The 20,489-nt window shown below is 36.0% G+C and carries 23 protein-coding genes; 15 read left to right on the forward strand and 8 right to left on the reverse strand.

Annotation, left to right across the window (positions count from 1 at the left end; translation table 11 throughout):
• Window positions 1–97 precede the first annotated feature (97 nt).
• The gene (gene ung / locus FBT53_RS03765; RefSeq protein ID WP_136949827.1) at window positions 98–763 is read left to right on the forward strand and encodes a uracil-DNA glycosylase; all 666 of its coding nucleotides are present in this window, start codon (window positions 98–100) and stop codon (window positions 761–763) included.
• A 98-nt stretch (window positions 764–861) separates the two neighbouring features.
• Window positions 862–1,257, forward strand: a complete 396-nt coding sequence (locus FBT53_RS03770) for a response regulator (protein WP_167987910.1) — start codon at window positions 862–864, stop codon at window positions 1,255–1,257.
• Here the strand turns inward: FBT53_RS03770 and FBT53_RS03775 are convergent.
• The 6 genes from FBT53_RS03775 to FBT53_RS03800 all read right to left on the reverse strand — a co-directional run bounded on the left by FBT53_RS03775 (window position 1,254) and on the right by FBT53_RS03800 (window position 7,410).
• Window positions 1,254–2,105, reverse strand: coding sequence for a substrate-binding domain-containing protein (locus FBT53_RS03775; protein ID WP_136949829.1), 852 nt, complete (start codon window positions 2,103–2,105; stop codon window positions 1,254–1,256). The two genes, FBT53_RS03770 and FBT53_RS03775, sit on opposite strands and share 4 nt — an antisense overlap.
• Window positions 2,092–4,125 (reverse strand): polyphosphate kinase 1, encoded by a 2,034-nt coding sequence (ppk1, locus tag FBT53_RS03780; protein WP_136949830.1) that lies wholly within the window; start codon window positions 4,123–4,125, stop codon window positions 2,092–2,094. Before ppk1 ends, FBT53_RS03775 begins: the two co-directional genes overlap by 14 nt.
• A 54-nt stretch (window positions 4,126–4,179) precedes the next feature.
• Window positions 4,180–5,046, reverse strand: coding sequence for a nucleoside phosphorylase (locus tag FBT53_RS03785; RefSeq protein ID WP_136949831.1), 867 nt, complete (start codon window positions 5,044–5,046; stop codon window positions 4,180–4,182).
• Between the two features lie 9 nt (window positions 5,047–5,055).
• Entirely contained in the window at window positions 5,056–5,988 is a 933-nt protein-coding gene (locus tag FBT53_RS03790) for a DUF1835 domain-containing protein (protein WP_136949832.1), read from the reverse strand.
• A gap of 136 nt (window positions 5,989–6,124) precedes the next feature.
• The gene (locus FBT53_RS03795) at window positions 6,125–6,457 is read right to left on the reverse strand and encodes a translation initiation factor (protein WP_136949833.1); all 333 of its coding nucleotides are present in this window, start codon (window positions 6,455–6,457) and stop codon (window positions 6,125–6,127) included.
• Between the two features lie 2 nt (window positions 6,458–6,459).
• Window positions 6,460–7,410: an isopenicillin N synthase family oxygenase gene (locus FBT53_RS03800; RefSeq protein ID WP_136949834.1), complete on the reverse strand. Its 951-nt coding sequence runs from the start codon at window positions 7,408–7,410 to the stop codon at window positions 6,460–6,462.
• Window positions 7,411–7,660: 250 nt separating this feature from the next.
• Between FBT53_RS03800 and FBT53_RS03805 the strand changes: the two genes are divergently transcribed.
• Both FBT53_RS03805 and FBT53_RS03810 read left to right on the forward strand, forming a co-directional pair.
• Entirely contained in the window at window positions 7,661–8,143 is a 483-nt protein-coding gene (locus FBT53_RS03805; protein WP_136949835.1) for a lipocalin family protein, read from the forward strand.
• 4 nt (window positions 8,144–8,147) lie between these two features.
• Window positions 8,148–8,840, forward strand: a complete 693-nt coding sequence (locus FBT53_RS03810) for an OmpA family protein (RefSeq protein ID WP_136949836.1) — start codon at window positions 8,148–8,150, stop codon at window positions 8,838–8,840.
• Between the two features lie 56 nt (window positions 8,841–8,896).
• Here the strand turns inward: FBT53_RS03810 and hpf are convergent, their stop codons facing one another.
• Window positions 8,897–9,202, reverse strand: coding sequence for a ribosome hibernation-promoting factor, HPF/YfiA family (gene hpf / locus FBT53_RS03815; protein ID WP_136949837.1), 306 nt, complete (start codon window positions 9,200–9,202; stop codon window positions 8,897–8,899).
• 189 nt (window positions 9,203–9,391) lie between these two features.
• Here hpf and FBT53_RS03820 point away from each other — a divergent pair, with 189 nt between their 5' ends.
• The 5 genes from FBT53_RS03820 to FBT53_RS03840 all read left to right on the forward strand — a co-directional run bounded on the left by FBT53_RS03820 (window position 9,392) and on the right by FBT53_RS03840 (window position 13,935).
• Entirely contained in the window at window positions 9,392–9,709 is a 318-nt protein-coding gene (locus FBT53_RS03820; RefSeq protein WP_136949838.1) for a hypothetical protein, read from the forward strand.
• A 52-nt stretch (window positions 9,710–9,761) separates the two neighbouring features.
• Complete coding sequence (locus FBT53_RS03825) at window positions 9,762–10,343, forward strand: Crp/Fnr family transcriptional regulator (protein WP_136949839.1); 582 nt, start codon at window positions 9,762–9,764, stop codon at window positions 10,341–10,343.
• Between the two features lie 92 nt (window positions 10,344–10,435).
• Window positions 10,436–11,551 (forward strand): alkene reductase, encoded by a 1,116-nt coding sequence (locus tag FBT53_RS03830; protein WP_136949840.1) that lies wholly within the window; start codon window positions 10,436–10,438, stop codon window positions 11,549–11,551.
• 23 nt (window positions 11,552–11,574) lie between these two features.
• Window positions 11,575–12,630 carry an NAD(P)-dependent alcohol dehydrogenase gene (locus tag FBT53_RS03835; protein ID WP_136949841.1) on the forward strand — a complete coding sequence of 352 codons (1,056 nt, stop codon included), beginning with the start codon at window positions 11,575–11,577 and terminating at the stop codon, window positions 12,628–12,630.
• Window positions 12,631–12,756: 126 nt separating this feature from the next.
• Complete coding sequence (locus FBT53_RS03840) at window positions 12,757–13,935, forward strand: sorbosone dehydrogenase family protein (protein WP_136949842.1); 1,179 nt, start codon at window positions 12,757–12,759, stop codon at window positions 13,933–13,935.
• Here FBT53_RS03840 and FBT53_RS03845 read toward each other — a convergent pair.
• Entirely contained in the window at window positions 13,932–14,600 is a 669-nt protein-coding gene (locus tag FBT53_RS03845) for an NAD-dependent epimerase/dehydratase family protein (RefSeq protein WP_136949843.1), read from the reverse strand. The genes FBT53_RS03840 and FBT53_RS03845 overlap by 4 nt on opposite strands.
• Before the next feature lie 169 nt (window positions 14,601–14,769).
• Between FBT53_RS03845 and FBT53_RS03850 the strand changes: the two genes are divergently transcribed.
• From FBT53_RS03850 to FBT53_RS03875, 6 genes are all read left to right on the forward strand, one after another.
• Entirely contained in the window at window positions 14,770–15,456 is a 687-nt protein-coding gene (locus tag FBT53_RS03850; protein ID WP_240729757.1) for an FAD-binding oxidoreductase, read from the forward strand.
• A 7-nt stretch (window positions 15,457–15,463) separates the two neighbouring features.
• Window positions 15,464–16,090 carry an SDR family oxidoreductase gene (locus FBT53_RS03855; protein WP_136949844.1) on the forward strand — a complete coding sequence of 209 codons (627 nt, stop codon included), beginning with the start codon at window positions 15,464–15,466 and terminating at the stop codon, window positions 16,088–16,090.
• Window positions 16,091–16,094: 4 nt separating this feature from the next.
• On the forward strand, window positions 16,095–16,604 hold the full coding sequence (locus FBT53_RS03860) for a peroxiredoxin-like family protein (protein WP_136949845.1): 510 nt from the start codon (window positions 16,095–16,097) through the stop codon (window positions 16,602–16,604).
• Window positions 16,605–16,834: 230 nt separating this feature from the next.
• A complete protein-coding gene (locus FBT53_RS03865; protein WP_136949846.1) occupies window positions 16,835–18,781 on the forward strand; it encodes a hypothetical protein in 1,947 nt (648 codons plus the stop codon).
• 8 nt (window positions 18,782–18,789) lie between these two features.
• A complete protein-coding gene (locus tag FBT53_RS03870; protein WP_136949847.1) occupies window positions 18,790–19,617 on the forward strand; it encodes a DUF2490 domain-containing protein in 828 nt (275 codons plus the stop codon).
• Window positions 19,618–19,622: 5 nt separating this feature from the next.
• On the forward strand, window positions 19,623–20,486 hold the full coding sequence (locus FBT53_RS03875; protein WP_136949848.1) for an MORN repeat-containing protein: 864 nt from the start codon (window positions 19,623–19,625) through the stop codon (window positions 20,484–20,486).
• The last annotated feature ends 3 nt before the right edge of the window (window positions 20,487–20,489 follow it).

A 20,489-nucleotide genomic window follows, 5' to 3' on the forward strand; every position in this document is an offset into this window, starting at 1 on the left:
TGAATAGTTAAATGTAGTAGATATTGGTAAATTTGAAGTTTGATTGTTCAATCTTATATCATCTTTAACATAAGACCTTTAAAAGGGATACATTGCTATGGAAGTTACAATAGAAAAAAGCTGGAAGACTGCTTTAAAAAAAGAATTTGAAGCCCCTTATTTTAAAGCGTTAACTGCTTTTGTAAAAGAAGAATATCAACAAAATACCTGTTATCCTCAAGGCAAAGATATTTTTGCGGCTTTTGATTTTTGCCCACTACCCAAAGTTAAGGTGGTATTAATAGGCCAAGATCCCTATCACGGACCTAACCAAGCGCATGGCTTATGTTTTTCTGTAAATGAAGGAATACCGCACCCACCTTCTTTAATTAATATTTTTAAAGAGTTGGAACAAGATGTTGGCAAACCGTATCCTACTTCTGGGAATCTAGTATCTTGGGCAAGGCAAGGGGTGTTATTGCTCAATGCGACACTTACCGTGCGCAGGGGAGAAGCTGGTAGTCACCAAAAAAAGGGATGGGAAACGTTCACAGATGCTGTAATCAAAACCATATCTGACAAGAGAGAAGGTGTAATTTTTCTGTTATGGGGCGGTTACGCAAAGAAAAAATCTAAGCTAATAGACCAAAATAAGCATCATATTCTATCTTCTGGGCACCCATCGCCCTTAAGTGCAAATCGAGGCTATTGGTTTGGAAATAAGCATTTTAGTAAAGCAAATGAACTTTTAACAGTTCTAAATAAGGAAGAAATTAGTTGGTAGAACCTAAAAAAAAATAGATTCTTTTAAAAACATCCAGAAAAATATTACGTTTGTAACTTACAACCAACTAAGAAAATTCCTATATAAAGGTGGGTAAATTGAAATCTGTTTTATTGGTAGATGATGATGAAACCACGAATTTTTTAAATAAATTCTTCATTAAGCAAATAGATTCTACAATAGAAATCCATTCCGTAGTAAACGGTTTGGAAGCCTTAGAATTTTTACGAAACGCAGATAACAACCAATTAGATTTTCCATGTTTGTTAATTTTAGATACCAACATGCCTGTGATGAATGGCTGGGACTTTCTAAATTCTTATGAGGAATATTTTGATGCCAAGTTTAAGGAGAACATTACCATAGTCATGATAACAGCTCTAGAAAATGAAGAGACTGTAAGGCGTACTTTAGCGGACCCAAATGTTAGAGATATTGCTCAAAAACCCTTGTCTGACCGAATTTTTAGAAAAATGTTCACCAAACATTTTTAATCTTGGTGCAAAAACAAATCCTTATCTTTTAATTCTTCAATTATTTCTAGTTGATGTAATGTGTTCTGTACCTTTTGTAAGGTTTCTACACTTAATTGTTGCTGACTCCATTTAGTTTTACTTAACCAGCTTGTAATATCTTCTAATTTTTGCCCGTATCTGTTAGCCAGAGTTCTATCAATGCTTGGTATACTCTTAAATTCTTTAGTATAGGTATTAATAACGTCTAAAATATGCTTAAGAATGGTAGCATTTTCAGTAATGAATTTTGTTGTAGCAGCTATTACAAAACAGGGCCACGGGGTTGGGCAATCTCCCAAACGTCTAAAAGTATTGTTATCTACTAATGGTTTTGTCGTAAAATGTTCCCACATAAAATAGTGTGCCTGCTGTTCTTGTAATCCTTGGACTGCGCCATCTAGATTGTTAATTACTTCAAATAGAAGTTTAGTGGTGTCCCAACCTTGCTTTTGTGCGTTTACATAGGCCATTAAGTGGCTTCCGCTACCATAGCGACTAATTGCTGCTTTGGTGTGTTCTAACTCTGATAGATTTGTAAAAGAACTATGGTGTGCCACATGTATACCCCATAAAAGTGGACTTTCAACATATATTTGCACTATTTTAGAGTTGTTACCTTCCGTAATGCTTTTTACCAAACCTTCTGTTAAAATAATTGCCAAGTCTGTCTGCTCATCGGCTAACAACTTAGCCATCCTACCTGTGCCTTCTGGAATATCTTCCCAATGTAAATCGATTCCTCTTTCTTCAAAAGCACCATCTTCTATGGCCAAATGCCAGGGCAAATTAAAATGTTCTGGTACGCCTATAATTTTAACTGTTTGCATGGTATTTTTCTTTTAGGTAATCGTAAATGGCATATTGGGAACGGATGTTATTGCGGTTAGATTTAACCTTGTGGTTATTATCTTCCGCGTCTAGCACACGTGCTTTTACCGTGTCGTTTAATTGTAAAGTTAGGATGTCTTTTAATTCAGTAAAAATTGTTGGGTCTAAAATTGGAGTTAATACTTCAATTCTGCGGTCTAAATTTCTCGTCATCCAATCAGCAGAGCCAATAAACATTTGTTCATCACCTCCATTGTGGAATAAGTAAATTCTTCCATGTTCTAAATATCGGTCAATTATACTGGTGATATAAATAGGTTTTTCATTGGGCTTTAACTCATGCTCTGCCTTAGGTACTAGTCTACAAAATCCTCTTACGATTAACCGGACGCTAACACCAGCTTCGCTAGCATCTTGTATGGCTTTTATCATTTTGCGGTCTTCCAAGCTATTCATCTTAGCCGTAATTTTTGCAGTCTTACCAGCTTTTGCAAAACGAATTTCTTGCTGTATCAACTCTAAAAATTTATTTCTTGTATTGAAAGGACTAATCATTAACTGCTTGCTTTTGGGTATGATTAATGTCCGTTCTAACACCTGAAATACCTGTGCTAGTTCTTTGGTAATTTTTTTATGTGCAGTGAATAAACCGTGGTCCGAATAAATTTTAGCGGTTTTAGCATTAAAGTTCCCAGTACCAATATAAACATACCGTTTAGGACCTTCTGTAACGGCTCTTTCTACCAATGCTATTTTAGAATGCACTTTAATGTTGGGAACACTATATAGAACTGTTGCTCCGTGTTCTTCAAAAATACGGCCCCATTTAATATTGTTCTGCTCATCAAAACGGGCTTGTGCTTCCACAAATAGAAGTACTTTTTTACCATTTTTTAGAGCGGTTAAAAGGGCGTCTGTTAATGCTGATTCTTTAGCAATGCGATAGAGCGACATTTTAATGGTGGTCACCTTTAAATCATTGGCAGCTTGTTGAATAAACTTTTCTATTACCTTAAAATCCTGATAGGGAAAATGCACAATTTGGTCTTTCTCTGCAATGGTTTTAAAGATATCATTAGAATTAGATAAGGCAAAATGCGGTAGGGGAGGTCGCTGGTCATATACTAAGTGGGGTTTATTTTTCGGAGCGGGAAAAGAAAAAAAATCCGATAAATTATGGTATTTACCACCTTTAACCATATCTACCTTGCCCAATTGTAGAAGTTCTTTTAGTTGAGATACTAAAGTGGTTGGCATGGCAGCATCATACAACAACCGGGTTGGCTGGCCAGATTTACGTTGTCCAAGACTTTGGTAAATTTTATCTACTAAATCCATATCCGTATAATCATCATCCAGATATAATTCAGCATCTCTAGACAATTTGATGGCATAGAGTTGTTGTACTGGCATTAGTGACAAGGATGCGGATTTTAATCGGATTACATCATCTATAAACATATAATGATGTCCTTCTCCAGGTAAACTAACAAAACGACCAACTTCGTTACTTGGAATTTTCAATAATTGTAATTTTTCATCCTCATTTTGGCAAACAAAATACAGTTGTCCGTCTTTTATCTTAGAAGGATTGTCTAAAGCAATTTGCTCACAATGCTTTGCAACTTCTTTATTAAAATAAGTATCAATAAACTGCAATTGATTTTGGGATAGCGTATTGTCTGTGTGGATAAAAACCTGTTCAGTTTTTAATTCCTCTACTATCGCTGATAGGGTTTTGCCAAAAACGGTTTGCTGCTCCGCTATGAGTTCAAGTATACTTTTAAGTGTTTTATTTCCTTTTAAATCAAGTTTTTTTCTTAATGATTTGTCAACCTTTTTTAATTGCCGTAATTGCGAAATTCGCACCTTAAAATATTCGTCTAGATTAGACGAGAAAATAGCTAAAAATTTTAATCTTTCTAACAAAGGAGTGTCTTGGCATTGCGCTTCTAGTAGTACACGTTCGTTAAAAAACAACCAATTATGGTCTCTATGTTTTAGCGGAATTTCTTTCATCTACAAATTTTACCAAAAGTAAGTATTTGCCTCTTTTTTTAGATGATACAAATGTTAAGTAAGTTGACTCAAACAATACTGAATAAGCTCCGCAACCGTTTCAGTGGGTTTGTTAGAAAATTCTCCCGTAGCTCTATTGGCTAAAATGGCATTCATAGATAATGCATTGTGGCCTAGTAATTTAGATAAGCCATAAATGCCCGCCGTTTCCATTTCTAAATTGGTAATTAAATCTGAACCTAGTTGAAAGGACTTTAATTTAGAATGAAAATCTTTCAGTTGAGGGCGTAATCTAAGTTGTCTTCCTTGCGGTGCGTAGAAACCGGCGTTGGTTACGGTAATCCCTTGAAAAATAGTATCGCTTTTAAACTGTTCTAATGTTTTAGGAGCTGCTGAGTAAGCATAGGGGATTATTCCGTACTCTTGCCAATTACAATGACTGGTTAAAGCTTGTTCTAATGCTAACTCATTAAGGTTATTGTGCTCATAAAAGTGCATTAAACCATCTAAGCCAACCGCTTTTGTTGATACTAAAAAGCTGTCTATGGGAATATGGGGTTGTATGGCCCCAGAGGTGCCAATTCTTATAATGGTTAGGGCGGTCTTCTGTTCCTTAATAGCTCTGGTAGCAAAATCTATGTTTACCAAAGCATCTAATTCATTAAAAACAATATCTATGTTGTCTGTTCCGATACCTGTAGAAATAACAGAGATACGTTTGTTCTTGTAATACCCAGTATGGGTAATAAATTCTCGTTTACCTTTTTTTATTTCTACGGCATCAAAAAAATCAGAAACCATGCTCACCCTATCAGGGTCACCTACAGTAATAATAGTTTCCGCAAGGTCTTCTGGCATTAAATTTAAATGATAGATACTCCCGTCTGGGTTGATTATCAGTTCCGAGTCCGCTATGGGCATTCGCTATAATTAAAGTTTAAGAATACGTTCGCTCTCTGTATTGTATAGAAAATTGTATTTAAGTGCACCACCTAAATAATCGTTCCCTTCTCTAAGATTTGCATAAAAATTGGTTTGGTGAGCTAGCACTTCCTTGCCAACTTTTGTTAATCTTACTGGGTTAAAAGAGGAAAATAATGGTTTTAGTTTTGTTAATACTCTATCGTATTGAGAGTCTCCAAAACCATAACCTTCTTGGGTTTTTAAAAGTGTACCTACAAAGGCTTTTTTGGATTTTGGTTTTGCTTCTATTGCGGTGTTTAACACCTTGTTTTCTAAAGCATTTAATCCATTTCTAATAGAAGGAAAACGCTGTAAATGCATCTGTAAAGCGTCTGCAAGGTAAGTGAATTGGTAATTTTCAAAGTCCCCTAGATTTTCTAATCGTATGGGATTGTCACTACAATATAATTGCCAAACATAGTCTGCAAATTCTATATCGTCTTGGGTAAGTACTTTTCTGTTTTCGTATAATTCTGCCAGACGTTCATCGGTCAGTTCATTTAACGCCTTTAATTTACTAGACCCTTTTTCCTTGCCACTGCATACTAAGGAAATTTCTGCATGCCTTCTGTGCGTTTTTAGCCAACTAATTACAGCTAACATATTAATCTGGCAAAACAAATCATACTCAAACCAAAGTACTATTTGGTCTTGTTGTTTATGGTTGCAAAGAGAGCGGTATTCTTTTAAGGTTTTTTCTATAAACCAAGATTTACTCACTTTATAATTTTCGTTTAAAAATTCAAAACGCGTTTTCCAAAACGTTTCACTACCCACAGTACTGATAGTTTTGCCTTCGCAAAGCATTTCTCTCCAGGTAATAATGTCTCCTTTGTATGGGAGGGATTTTAAACGGTCCGTAAAGGCATCACCGTTTGTAATGTGTAATAAAGAATTCATTTTTAGGTAGTAGTTTTCGTTGGTTAGACTTGTTAAAAATAAGGCTTACAGCAAGAAAAGCAAAACAAACGCCACAAAAGATAGACCATTGGTCGGTAAATTTAACAGTTTATCGATAGGGGTAGTTAATGCTTGGTTAGCCCCCAACACGTTTTACAGTGAAACCACTCTCCTTTAAAAAAGTCATGATTTTATCGCGGTAATCTCCTTGTATAATAATGGTGTCATTTTTATGACTGCCACCTACACTGAGTAACTGCTTAAGCGCTTTGGTTAACTTTTTAAAATCGTCAGTAGCCCCGTTATATCCTTCAATAATAGTGATAGGTTTACCTTTTCTTTTTTCGTACTTACAGATAAGAGGAGAATCCTGAATCCAAAATTCAGAATGTTCCTTTTTCTCTTCTGTTTTATCAGTTTCTGGCTCGTGCTCTGGGAAAAGATTTTTTAACTGGTCCTGTAAATCCATCCTTACTTTTTAATTAAGCCTAATTCTATAAGACGTTCATGCAAATAAGCCCCAGCAGTAATGTCTTCAAATTGTTTTGGATAATTTTCATCTATACAGTTTTCCAGACAATTTAAAGGCATATTGCTCACTGGATGCATAAAAAATGGAATGGAATATCTAGAGGTTCCCCATAATTCTCTTGGCGGGTTCACTACTTGGTGGATAGTAGATTTTAATTTATTGTTAGATAAGCGTGATAGCATATCCCCAACATTAATCATTAATTCATCTTCTTGAGCAATAGCGTCTACCCAATTACCTTCATGGTCTTTTACTTGCAAACCCTTACCATGTGCACCCATTAATAGTGTAATTAGGTTAATATCACCATGTGCGGCTGCTCTAACTGCATTTTTAGGTTCTTCTTTTATTGGGGGGTAATGAATAGGACGTAGAATGGAGTTACCATTTTTAATATAATCATCAAAATAAGTTTCTTTTAGACCTAAATGTAAAGCCAAGGCTCTAAGTACATATTTTGCTGTTTTCTCTAGCATTTGGTAAGTTTCTTTCCCAACAGTATTAAACTTGGGCAACTCCTTTACCATAACATTTACAGGATACTCTTCTTCTAATTTTGGATTATCCTCTACGTATTGCCCAAAATGCCAAAATTCTTTTAAATCGCCCTCTTTTTTACCTTTAGCATGTTCTTTACCAAAGCTTGTATAGCCACGTTGCCCACCAATACCTTCTATTTCGTAACTATCTTTTACTTCTTGTGGTAGCGCAAAAAACTTTTTAATTTCAGAATACAAATCTTCTACCAAATCATCGGACAAGAAATGTCCGCGTAACGCAACAAAACCAATATTTTCAAAAGCTGCACCAATTTCCTTTATAAATTTCTCCTTTCTATTCGGTTCTTCTGATAAGAAGTCCCTTAAATCCACGCTTGGAATAGCACTCATGTGTTCATTTTTATTAGTTAAATCAAAAATAAGCAAAGTTGTGCATTAGTATTACTAACTGTTAATAACTAAGCTAGAATGGGATTGTGAGCCAATAAAGCTAAGAATGGAATGTATTGCACTAAAACTATTTTATGGTCTTTAGTTTCTTTGCCAGGTGACTGTTCAACGACTTTAACATTTGTTAACAGTGACGTAAATCTTAAAATACGTTTCTAAGCGTATATACATGGAACAAATAAAAACTATTATGAAATCAGCTAAATTATTAAGTGCGTTACTCATGGTAACAGTGCTTTTTTCTTGTTCAGTATCCAAATCGTCCAGACAACAGCAAAACATACTTAGCGGTACTTGGATATTGAGTGATGTTTCTTATGAAGGTAATCAAGGAGCATTTAAATCGGTATTATTCAATGATTCTAAAGACATTTGTTTTGAGGGAAGCCAGTGGTTTTTCCGTGATAATAATAATACTGGACGCTATACTATACAAGGTGGGAGCTTATGCCAAGGTGGTGATAGGTTTATAAAATGGACTATTGTGGAGCCCACTAATAGTGTTAGCCAATTGCAATTTAAATTCATAGATGAGAAAAATAAAGATGTATCGGGAGGTTTAGGATACCGATTAGATATTACAAATCTAACTGAGCAAAATATGACACTTAAATCTAGAGTCAGTGTAGATGGTGAACCCGTTACTGTAGTATACAATTTTAATAAACAATAGTACAATGAAAAAGATAAACGTAAAATTAGCTACTGTACTTATGACTTTCGCAATTTTGGCAAGTTGTAGTACAGTAAAGAATGCAAATAATAAACAAAAAGGTGCGGTGATTGGTGCCTCAGGAGGCGCTGCCATAGGCGGTGTAATCGGTAATAATGTAGGTAAAGGTAATACTGCATTAGGTGCTATAATTGGTGCTGTTGTAGGTGGTGCTGCAGGTGGATACATTGGCGACCGTATGGATAGACAAGCAGAACGTATTGAAGAGGAAATTCCAGGTGCAGAGGTAGAACGAGTTGGCGAAGGTATTAATGTAACATTTACGCAAGATGCTGGTGTTTATTTTGACACGAATAAATCTGATGTTAAAGGAGATGCAGCCACTACTTTAAATAAATTGGCGGAAATTTTAAAAGAGTATCCAGATACCAACATTTTAGTAGAGGGCCATACAGATAGTGCTGGTGCAGAAGATTACAATATGCAACTGTCTCAGAAAAGAGCTAGCTCCGTGACTGACTATTTAGTTGCCACAGGTATAAGTTCATCTAGATTTACTACCAAGTGGTATGGGGAAACCCAGCCAAGAGCCACCAACGATACCGCAGAAGGGAAAGCTAAAAATAGGAGAGTTGAGTTGGCAATTGTGGCGAGTGATGCCTTAAAGCAAGAGGCTATGCAACAAACAAAAGGATAAGGAAAAGCCTTTCTAAATATTAAAAAAGCCCGGTGTAACCCGGGCTTTTCTATTTTTTAATAATGTGCTTTCATCTTTTCTTTCTTCTTACTCAACTGCTTATCCAATTCATGGATTGTTTTATGTATCGCATTCTCATAATTTTCTTCGCTTGCCTCTGCAAACAATCTAGGTCCAGGAACACTTAACTGAATACCGCATATTTTGCCTGTTAATGGTGACGAGGTGTTCTCATGCTTTAAGAAAACTTGAGCTTGTACAATAAAATCGAATTTCTCTTGTAAATGCTCTAACTTTTTAGTGATAAGTTCTTCTAATCTTTCACTTGCTTTAATGTCATGATATTCAAATGTAATGTTCATATACTTTTTTTTAAGTTAAACTTAAAGCTATCTATTCAAATGTAAAAATGCTGTTAGTGCATTGTTAGTTTATTTATAAATGCAAGGTAGGGTGTGTTAAAGTTTTAAAATATGATATTTATCATTTAAATAAATGTAAGATATTTCTTAACTTTATTACTTGGATGACTCCCTTAAAACTAAGCTGTTATGAATACTTCTGCCACGATAAATGACACAGACCAATTGGTCATGAGATTAGAGCGAAACCACAGATGTGTTTTGCGCATGGTACGTAAATTAAACTCGTATCAATTTGAACCTAAGAATTATGATGGATTTGTAAAATTACAAGACATCAAATCTGGTTTTGAAAATCTTGCCAAGGAACAGATGTTATTGTTTAACGAGTTGCAAAATCAAAATCTACATTTTTACCCTGCCTTAGACAAAGTAAAAGCGTCTTTAAAAAAATTTAATGTTTTAGAACAAAAGGTAGCGGCGTACATTTTAGATTCACATCATTAAAAAAAAAATAAAATCTTTGGTATAGGTTTAAAATAATGAGCAATTTTACCACATGTACCAAGGATTAAAAGCGCATGTATCCCGTATTATTTCCCCTACCGCGGAGGAGATGGCTTTTTTTTGTACTAAGTTTAAGACACTAAACTTTCCTAAAAAATCAAATATAATTCACCCAGGGCAATATACAGACCACGAGTATTTTGTGGTAAAGGGTTGTCTAACTTCCTACTATCTAGATAAGAAAGGGCATAAACATATTATTCAATTTGCTATAGAAGATTGGTGGATTGGCGATTTTGACGCTTTTTATAACCATAAGCCTTCTAAATTATATGTAGAAGCACTTGAACCAGCAGAATTGTTAGCCATTAGTTATAAAGATTTGGAAGAAGTCTACCAAGAAGCACCTTTATTTGAACGGTATTTTAGGATTTTAGTTACAAGAGGTTTTATAACGCAGCAAGGACGTGTTTTAAGTACCTTAGAAAAATCTGCCCAAGAGCGTTATGAGGAGTTCTGCCAACGGTATCCTACCATAGAAAAGAGAGTTCCCAATTATCAAATAGCTAATTATCTAGGTATCTCTGCAGAGAGTCTAAGTAGAATTAGGAAAAGATTAACGACTACCCATTAAGTTATTGATGTAGGTCAATATTTACCGTATAGCGTCTATCTAATTTTGAAACTATTGCCAACTTGGGCAAAACATCAAAAAAAAGCGCTACTATGAAAAATACACAACCTCTTTTACAACCTTTAAAGCAAAACGGACTCTATTTAAATAATAGAGTGGTCATGGCTCCTATGACTAGGAGTAGAGCAGATAACCCCGAACTTAAACCAACAGCGGATTTACACGTGCCCTATTACAAACAACGTTCTGGTGCCGGTCTAATTATTACGGAGGGTTCTCCCGTTTCTAAAGAGGCTATAGGATACGTATTTACACCAGGTATTTTTACTCAAGAGCAGGTAAATGGTTGGAGAAAAGTTACTGCCGGGGTACATGAAAATGGAGGTAAAATTTTTATTCAATTGTGGCACGTAGGGCGTATTTCTCATCCAGACTTTCACGAAGGTCAATTGCCTTTAGCGCCATCTGCTATTAATCCAGAAGCACAAGTGTATACTCCAGAAGGTTTTAAGGATACTGTAACACCAAAGGCAATGACAAAAGAAGATATAGACAAAACGATATCTGATTTTAAAAAGGCAGCTGAAAATGCTATGTTGGCTGGTTTTGATGGTGTGGAAATACATTCATCCAACGGCTATCTTTTCCATCAATTTTTCAACAAATGCTCTAATGTAAGAACAGATGAGTATGGCGGTAGTATAGAAAATAGAGTAAGATTCTTTTTTGAAGTTTTAGAGGCGGTAAAAAGTGTAATGCCTGCATCCAAGATAGGAGTACGTTTTAATCCTTCTATGCATGGTATGATGGGAATGTCTGTTGACGAAGAAACCATACCTACTTTTGAGTATATCATTAATAGATTGAGTAAATACAACTTGGCTTATGTGCATTTATCAGAACCGTTCACAGATGTTTCTGATGTACCTTTTGCGGTGACACAGATTGCCAAACATTTTAGGCCGATGTATAGCGGTAACCTAATTATTAATGCCGGATTTGACCAAGAAAAAGGAAATGAAGTTATTGAGACAGGAGAGGCAGATATGGTTGCTTTTGGTAAACCTTATATCAGTAATCCAGATTTAGTAGATAGATTTAAAAATAATATAGCATTGGCAGATTGGGATAAGGATACTTTTTACACTCAAGGAAAAGAGGGTTACTTAGATTATCCAACATATAAAGAGGAAAAACAAGAAGCGTGAAACACGTATATTAAAAATTATATATGAATACAGAAACACATAAAGCGTACGGTGCAAGCAGTAATACAGCGGCATTGGAACCTATGCATATAGAGAGAAGAGCAACGGGCGCAGAAGATGTAAAAATAGATATTTTATACTGTGGCATTTGCCATAGTGATATTCATCAAGTACGTAACGACTGGAAAAATTCTAAATACCCTGTAGTTCCAGGACATGAAATTATTGGCCGAGTGGTTGCCACAGGAGCTAATGTTACCAAATTTAAAGAAGGTGATTTAGTAGGAGTAGGTTGTATGGTAGATTCTTGTCAAGATTGTCCTTCTTGTCATAATCACTTAGAGCAATTTTGTGAAAATGGAACAATTTACACCTATAATAGCCCAGATAAACACTTAGGAGGTTACACGTATGGAGGTTATTCCACAGGCGTAACGGTGCAACAAGATTTTGTGTTAAAGGTGCCAGACAATATAGATGCCAAGGGTGCCGCACCACTTTTATGTGCGGGTATTACCACATGGTCTCCTTTAAGTCACTGGAAAGTGAAAAAGGGGGATAAAGTAGGGATTATTGGTCTGGGAGGCCTGGGTCATATGGGGGTTAAGTTTGCCAATGCTCTAGGAGCGCATGTAGTTATGATAACCACATCGCCAGCAAAAGCAGAAGATGCCAAAACATTAGGCGCACATGAGGTGCTAATTAGCAAAGATGCTGAGGCTATGAAAGCACATGCAAATAGTTTTGATTTTATTTTAAACACAGTCCCGGTAGGGCATGATGTTAACCCATATCTTTCTCTATTAAAAATAGATGCTACTATGGTTATGGTTGGTGCAGTAGAACCATTAGAAGCTGTTAACGGTGCTGGTTTAATTAGAGGTAGAAAACGTATTGCAGGGTCTTTAATCGGTGGTATTAAAGAAACACAAGAGATGTTAGATTTTTGTGGAGAGCATAACATTACAGCAGATGTAGAAATGGTTAATATGCAAGATGTAAACAACGCCTTTGAACGTGTAATAAAGGCAGATGTTAAATATCGTTTTGTGATAGATATGGAATCACTTAAAAATTAGGTGATTCTACTTTTTGATTGATGGGAAACGGTCCTTTTTATAAGGGCCGTTTTTTTGTTTGGTAAATTAATGAGTTATCCTTTTGAAGATTAATTATATTTGAAAACCACATTTAATACAGAGAACATGTTTCTAAAAAATTTTAAGCTATTAACCATAGTAGCATTACTAGCCTCAAGCTTTGCCTGTAAAAATCAAAATAAAAAAGCTACAGAGGTAGCTGTGGAAGAAAAGCCAGTTTACACCTCAAGTTTACCTTTGGATAGTTTGGTGATGCCAGAAGGTTTTAAAGTACACACTTTTGTAGAAAATTTAGATGGCGCACGTTCTATGGCAATGGGGGATAAAGGCACTTTATTTGTGGGTACCCGTACAGAGAATAAATTATATGCTGTAATAGATAGTGATAATGATTTTGTTGCAGACAGAACCATAGTTTTAGACACCACCTTAGAAGTGCCTAATGGCATCGCTTTTAAAAACGGTGCATTGTATGTGGCAGAAGTAAATAGGTTGCTGCGTTACGATAATATAGAAGAGCGTTTAGATAACCCACCCAAACCAGTTGTGATTTATGACGATTATCCAGATAAATTTCATCACGGGTGGAAGTATATAGCCTTTGGTCCTGATGATAAGTTATATGTACCCGTAGGTGCACCATGTAATATTTGTGATGATACAGATAAAGACGAACGGTTCGCAACCATCACTCGTATGGACCTGGATGGAAGTAATAGAGAGATTGTGGCACGTGGGGTGCGTAATACCGTTGGGTTCACTTGGCACCCAGATACAGACCAACTGTGGTTTACAGATAATGGTAGAGATATGATGGGGGATGATGTGCCTCCTTGTGAATTAAATAAAGTCACAGAAATTGGTGCTCATTTTGGCTATCCATTTTGTCATGGCGGTACTATTGCAGACCCAGAATTTGGAGCAAAGCGTTCTTGTGATGAGTTTGTGCCACCAGTACAAAATCTTGGAGCCCATGTTGCGCCATTAGCGGTCAAATTTGTAGAAGGAACAATGTTCCCAGAAAAATACCAAAAGCAAATACTAATTGCAGAACATGGCAGCTGGAATCGGAGTGAAAAATCGGGTTACCGTATAACTAAGGTAACACTAGAAGGGGATAAGGCCCTCAAGTATGAGCCTTTTATAGAAGGCTGGTTAAATCATGAAAACCAAACAAGATGGGGTAGACCTGTAGATATGCTATTCTTAAAAGATGGTTCTTTACTAATTTCGGATGATTATGGGGACGCTGTTTACCGTATTTATGTAGAAGAACAATCTTAATTTTGTAGGGTTGCAGCGGTATTTATTTCTTCACCTTCTAAATGTTTATTAGGTTGTGGATTGGCATAAATATTTAACATAGCCTTACCTATTTTTGTGGTTGTAGTTACACTTTTAAGCTTTTCTAGAATTGGGAATATAGGTTTTGCTATTACATAAAACCAGTGGTATAGTTTGGTGCTAGAACGAATACCTTTTTCTGGTAGAATTATACCAGGCCTAAACATATAAGCATCTTTAAATCCTTTACCAAGTAAATAATTCTCGGTTTTGCCTTTTACACGGGCCCACATAACGCGTCCTTTTTCTGAGCTATCAGTACCTTGCCCACTAATATAGGTAAAGACCATATTAGGATTGTATACAAATAATGCATCTGCTAAAGCTTTGGTCATGGTATAGGTATAATGGGTAAATTCTTTTTCTGACTTTCCAGCAGAAGAAACCCCCATACAATGACAACATAAGTCAAAACCCTTTAAATGTGTTGCTATTGTAGAGAAATCTGTAAAATCTTGATGCAACACTTCAGAAACTTTTGGGTAAGATTGTCCAATAGTACGTCTGCTAAGTAATAAAATGGCAGATACCTTAGGGTCTTTTACGGCCTCTAAAAGCACCGCTTTACCAACCATTCCTGTAGCCCCTGTAATAATTACTTTCATTATTTTTTTGGATTAACTTCAATTTCAAAGTACGGATAGCGTATTTAATCTACAAGCCTTTTTAACAGAAATAAAAAAATCTAATTACGTAAATAGGAAATGGGTTAAGGATAAATTTAAAGTGGTCAAAGAGCAAATAACAGTAGTGCTACCTTGTAGCTGCTATTAAATGAAAAAGATTAAACAAATGGAATACACAGTAAATATTCAAGAAACAGGTTTCATTACGCATGATGTTTTGCAGATAAAAACAGACAGGCCTGCAAATTTTGATTTTACACCTGGCCAAGCTACAGAAGTAGCATTAAATAAAGAAGGCTATAAAAGCAAGAAGAGACCGTTTACGTTTACCAGTTTGCCAAGTGATGGATTTTTACAATTCACTATTAAAATTTATCCAGAACACAATGGGGTTACGGATAAGTTGCAAACCTTAGAGGCTGGCGATGAGTTGATAATAAGTGATGCGTGGGGAGCAATTTCGTACAAAGGGCCAGGAACTTTTATAGCAGGTGGCGCAGGCATTACACCTTTCATATCCATATTCAAGGATTTGGCGGCACAAAATCAATTGGAAGAAAATAGGCTTCTTTTTGCAAATAAGCGTGAAAGAGACATTGTTTTAGATTCGCAATTTAATCAATGGTTAGGAGCAGATTTTATCAATATTCTATCAGAAGAGCAAAATCCAAAACATGCTCACGGACGTATAGACCAATCGTTTATTAAAGAGAATGCTGGTGACCTAGATAAAAACTTTTACGTCTGTGGTCCAGTACCGATGATTAATTCGGTTAAAGAAGACTTACAGGCCTTAGGTGTAACGAACAAACAAATAATAACAGAAGATTTATAATAAAACTATGGAAAGGATATTAGTGGCGGGAGCCAATGGAACAACAGGTAAACAAGTGGTAGAAATTTTAAATAATACAGAAGGATATGCGCCTGTGGCTATGGTGCGCAAGGAATCCCAAATGGAACAATTTAAGTCCAAAAATATTGATACGGTGTTGGGAGATTTGGAGAATGATTTAAGCCATGCGGTTCAAAACATTGATAAAGTCATATTCGCAGCGGGTTCTGGAGGTAAAAAAGTAGTTGCTGTGGATCAAGAAGGAGCCAAAAACCTTATAAGAGAAGCAGAAAAAGCTAACGTTAAAAAATTTGTTATGCTTAGTTCTATGGGGGCAGACGCACCTGAAAAGGCCGAAAAGTTACAGGATTATTTGAAAGCAAAACACAACGCGGACGAATTTTTGAAACAGAGTAAAGTACCCTATGCAATAGTAAGACCGGGTACTTTAAATAATGAAAGTGCTAAGGGGACTATCAAAATTGGTGATTCTCTTGAAAAAAAGGGTGAAATTACGCGTGCAGATGTCGCAAATACGCTTGTAAGTTCTCTGAGAGAAAGCACGACTACCAATAAAACTTACGAAATTTTACAAGGCGATTTAAAAATTGATGAAGCATTAAAACAGATATAATAACATGTTAAAACCAAGAACAAAAGTACCAGAGTTAAATTTAAAACTAGTGAATGGTACAAGTTGGACTTTAAGCGAACAAACCCCTGACAATTTTACTATGGTAATTTTTTACCGTGGGTTGCATTGTCCTATTTGTAAAACATATTTAGAAGAATTACAGACTAAATTAAAGGATTTTACAGCTAAAGGGGTTAATGTAATCGCTATAAGTTCTGATAGCGAAGAAAGGGCTAAAGAACAATACGATAAATGGAAAATAGCAGACATTCCTTTGGGTTATAATTTTAGTATACAGAATGCCCGTGAATGGGGACTTTATGTGTCTAAAGGCATAAAAGATAAAGAGCCAGATATGTTTATTGAGCCAGGCTTGTTTTTGATTAAACCAGATGGTACACTATACAGTGCTTCTATACAAACAATGCCTTTTGCACGTCCAGAATTTGATGATTTACTTAATGCTATTGGCTACATTACTAAGAATGATTATCCTGCAAGAGGAGAAGCTTAATTGAATAATTTAATACAAAGAAAAGCCCATGAAAATGGGCTTTTTTAATAGCAGCTTGGCAATTTTGTTTAATTATTGATAAGCTAGTGAGGAATACGTTATTGATTCCAAAATTTTAACCATCATCTTTTACCTAGTCTGTAAATGTTGGGCCTATATAATCTATAAAAAGGTTTTTAACGTATATGTAATAATTGCCGTAAAATTGCGGAACCAAACTACGTGTAATAATGATTTTTTGTAAAAAGACGTATGTTCTTTCCTTAGCGCTACTCATGGCCTTTTTTGGTCAAGAAAAACTATTGGCGCAAGAACTAGAAAAATACAATGGCCCCTACAAAACAAAGAGCTATGCAGGTAAAGCTGCTTTTAGCTATACCGTGACGGAAAAAGACACTATTTTTAATGGGCCATTTAGCTTGCAGCGTTCTAGCTTAGATGCACTTGTTGCTAAAGAAGACAATTCTTTTTTAATAAAAGGTAATTTTAATCAAGGAACACCAGAAGGTAAATGGTTGTTTCAATTTGGAGAGTTTAAATCCAATCGCGAATCTGAGGTGGTAGATTACCAATATCGGGTTTTAATAAGTGGCATTCAAGAAGAAGCTAAAGGTTTGATTGCTAATGGCGAGCCAGATGGCGAATGGACTATAACTGTGCAAGAAATAGAAAATTCTGAGCAGATAGCCACCCTTTTTGAAAGTGCTATTAACTTTGAGGCAGGAATACCACAGCAAGGGTTTAGTATTTCTGATAAAAACAGCACCTTGGTGGGCCGCTTTTTAAGAGATGGATTGGCTCATGATGATTGGTCTTTGTTCTCTTCACAAAGTAGTTTAGGGGAAGAAACTTGGAAGTTTAAAGACGGAGTTCTTGCAACCATAGATAAAACAACCAAAAACGGAAATGAAACGATTCCAATTTTTGACTTTAAACAAGGTGACTTTAAGACCATCAATTTGGATAAAAACTACCTGAAGTTGGTCGCACTTTATGAGGCACAACATGCCACATCATCTTCTCAAGTTCATGGCATGGAAAAACTTTTAGCAAAAAATGCCGACTACTATGCCAAAATAGACGGAATTCTCACAGATTTGGGGAACGCAAATTTTAAACCAGACTTTAAAGTTAAAGTCCCATATTTCAAAATGGATTCTACCCAACAGGAAAAGTTAGATAATACATTTGCTGTAGTAGATTCACTTCTAATTTCCACAGCGGCTTTATTGGCAGATTCACATTTAAATATTCTAAAACGCTCCAATGAAGACGCTATGTTCCACTATAATGTATTAGAACGTTTGCAGCAGGAATACCTACTACCATTAAAGGAGCTTTCAAAACTAAATGGGCAGGGTTTACTCAATTATATATCTCCAAAGGAACTTTACGGCTATTTGTTTTCTGCAGATGCACCTCAGAAAGAATTTTTGGTCATGGTAGACTCTAAGGAAGAGAAAAAAGAGAAAGCCTTTGCGTTGAATAATGCTGACGATTTTGATTTTAATGGAGAGAATTTAGAAGCCATATTTAATATGTATGGTTTTGCAAAAGAAGGTGTAAATCTTACCCTCCTGGAGCTACAAAAAATTCTGCGTATAGAAAAAGGAGAACAAGAGTTAGTAGCTTTAGAAGAAGGGCTTATTGCCCAACAACAACAAATAGAAGGTTTATTAGATAGTTTGCCAAAAGACAAGTGGACTAGAGCTATAGAAGATATCAACAAAAAAATGGAGCAAGGCCTTACGGATTATGCCAAACTACGGACTAATAAGGCGAAGCTTTCTTTCGCACAAAACCAAAAGGAATGTAATAATCAACTATTACTACTGGCCAATCAATTAGCGGCAATACCAATGCGACAACAAATTGTTGAAAAAGCGTATCTGGATCCTGTTTGGAATCCATTTATGGCTACGGTAATGGAAGAAGAGGTAAAAAAGCGGATTACCGCCGCCTATAAAAAGGTGTTGTTGCCATATTTTATTGAAACCACCAAAGCTTCTATGGATTGCAATACAGCAGCGCAATTGGCGCAAGACCTAGAATTTACCCACAAAAGTATGCTTCAGTTACGCGAAAAAGAGACAAAGAAATTAGAGAAGAAACTCAAACGAGAGAATAATCCTAAAACCGTCCTCCAATTGTTTCATCAATTTACCAACGCCAAATAATCGCATCTATGAAAAAGTGGAAAGTTATTGGTTTTTGGTTATTAGTTAACGGTCTATGCTTAGGACAGCTTTCAGCACAAGTAGAAGAAAAGGAATATTTGCCCGTTGAGTCCAAATATAATGACCCTACTTCTAAAGTATGGATAAATACATACGGCAAAATAAGAATTGGTAAACGTTTGTTTTGGGATGCTCAAACACATTTTAGATTTCAAGAAACAGAGGCTACACCTTTTGTTGGGCAAATAGCTCAAGTGTATAATAGGCATGCTATTGGGTATATCTACAATAAAAAAGTCAATTTTAGTTTGGGCGGTGTGCTACGTGTGAATTTTAATACTGATGAGGACTCTGAAGATAGAAATGTAGTTCCAGAATGGCGTATTTGGCACCAATACCAATTTGCAATGCCATTGTACAGCGCAATGATATATCATAGACTACGTATAGAACACCGCTGGACACAAGGTTTTGCAGAAGATAGTGAGTATATCTTCAGAAACCGTTGGCGCTATATGTTTAGAGCTAAGATTCCTTTAAACAGTCATAAATTAAAACCCAAAACATTGTACGTATCACCAGAGGCTGAGTTAATAATGCAAAGTGGTAAGGCTGTGGTTGCAAGCCCTATGGAAGATTTGCGTTTAACAACCACCTTAGGGTATATTTTAACCCCTAGATTAACTGTTGCGGCGGGCTTAATGTATTCTCAAGGGCAAGATTTAGGTAATGGAGGTATTTACAAACAATCTTGGACTATGCGCTTTCATATGTACTATTCTCCAGATTTCAGAAGAGTTAAAAACAAATTACCAGACATTCATTTAGACGATTAATCGTGATGGAAAAAATATCTAAAAGAGCATTGGGGATAGTAGCAGGCGTTGGGGTAGTTGCCGCGATTTACTTTATAGTTAAGGCGTATAACTTAACCCAAAAGTTAGAAGAAGAAACTGCTACTACTACAGAATTAGAAAATGCGTTGAATGAAAGAGATGCCTATTTAACTATTGATTCTATGGTGGTTATGGGGGATTATGATAGTGCGATAAAAGCATATAGTGACCAACTAGCTACAGGGTCCAAAACATATGACAAAGACCTACGTATGCGTATTGCTTTAACTCAAAAATTAAGATCCTTAGGTGGAAGTTCTATACATCCTAAAAGAGATAGTCTAAAAGCAGAATTAGATAGTTTAAAAGAATTACCTACGATTGCTACTTCTGATATCCGTGCGGTAGATTCTTTGGCATTTGCGTTGCAGAAAGCAAAGGTGCAAGTAAGCAGATTGCAAGAACAGCTCAAAAACCGTTCGCAAGGGGAATATTTAAAGTTTAAAAGCAAGAAGGGTAATCTCTTGCATTATGTAGGGCAGGTAGACCAAGGTAAGGCTAACGGTTATGGCATTGCATTATTGGAGACAGGTAGCAGGTACGAGGGACAATGGCTAAACAACCAACGCCATGGGCAAGGCGCATTTTATTGGATAGATGGAGAATACTACATTGGCGCTTATAAGGAAGACAAACGTTTTGGGGAAGGAACTTATTTTTGGCCAAATGGGGAAAAATATGTGGGACAGTGGAAAGAGGATAAGCGTAATGGAAAAGGAGTATTTTACTCAGAAAAAGGAAAAGTAGTAACCAGCGGTGTTTGGAAAAATGATAAACTAGTAAGCCCTGATAAGAAAAAAGAAAAGTAGCCA

Origin of the sequence: Flavobacterium sp. ASW18X, from assembly GCF_005144745.1 — a bacterium.
GTDB lineage: Bacteria > Bacteroidota > Bacteroidia > Flavobacteriales > Flavobacteriaceae > Croceivirga.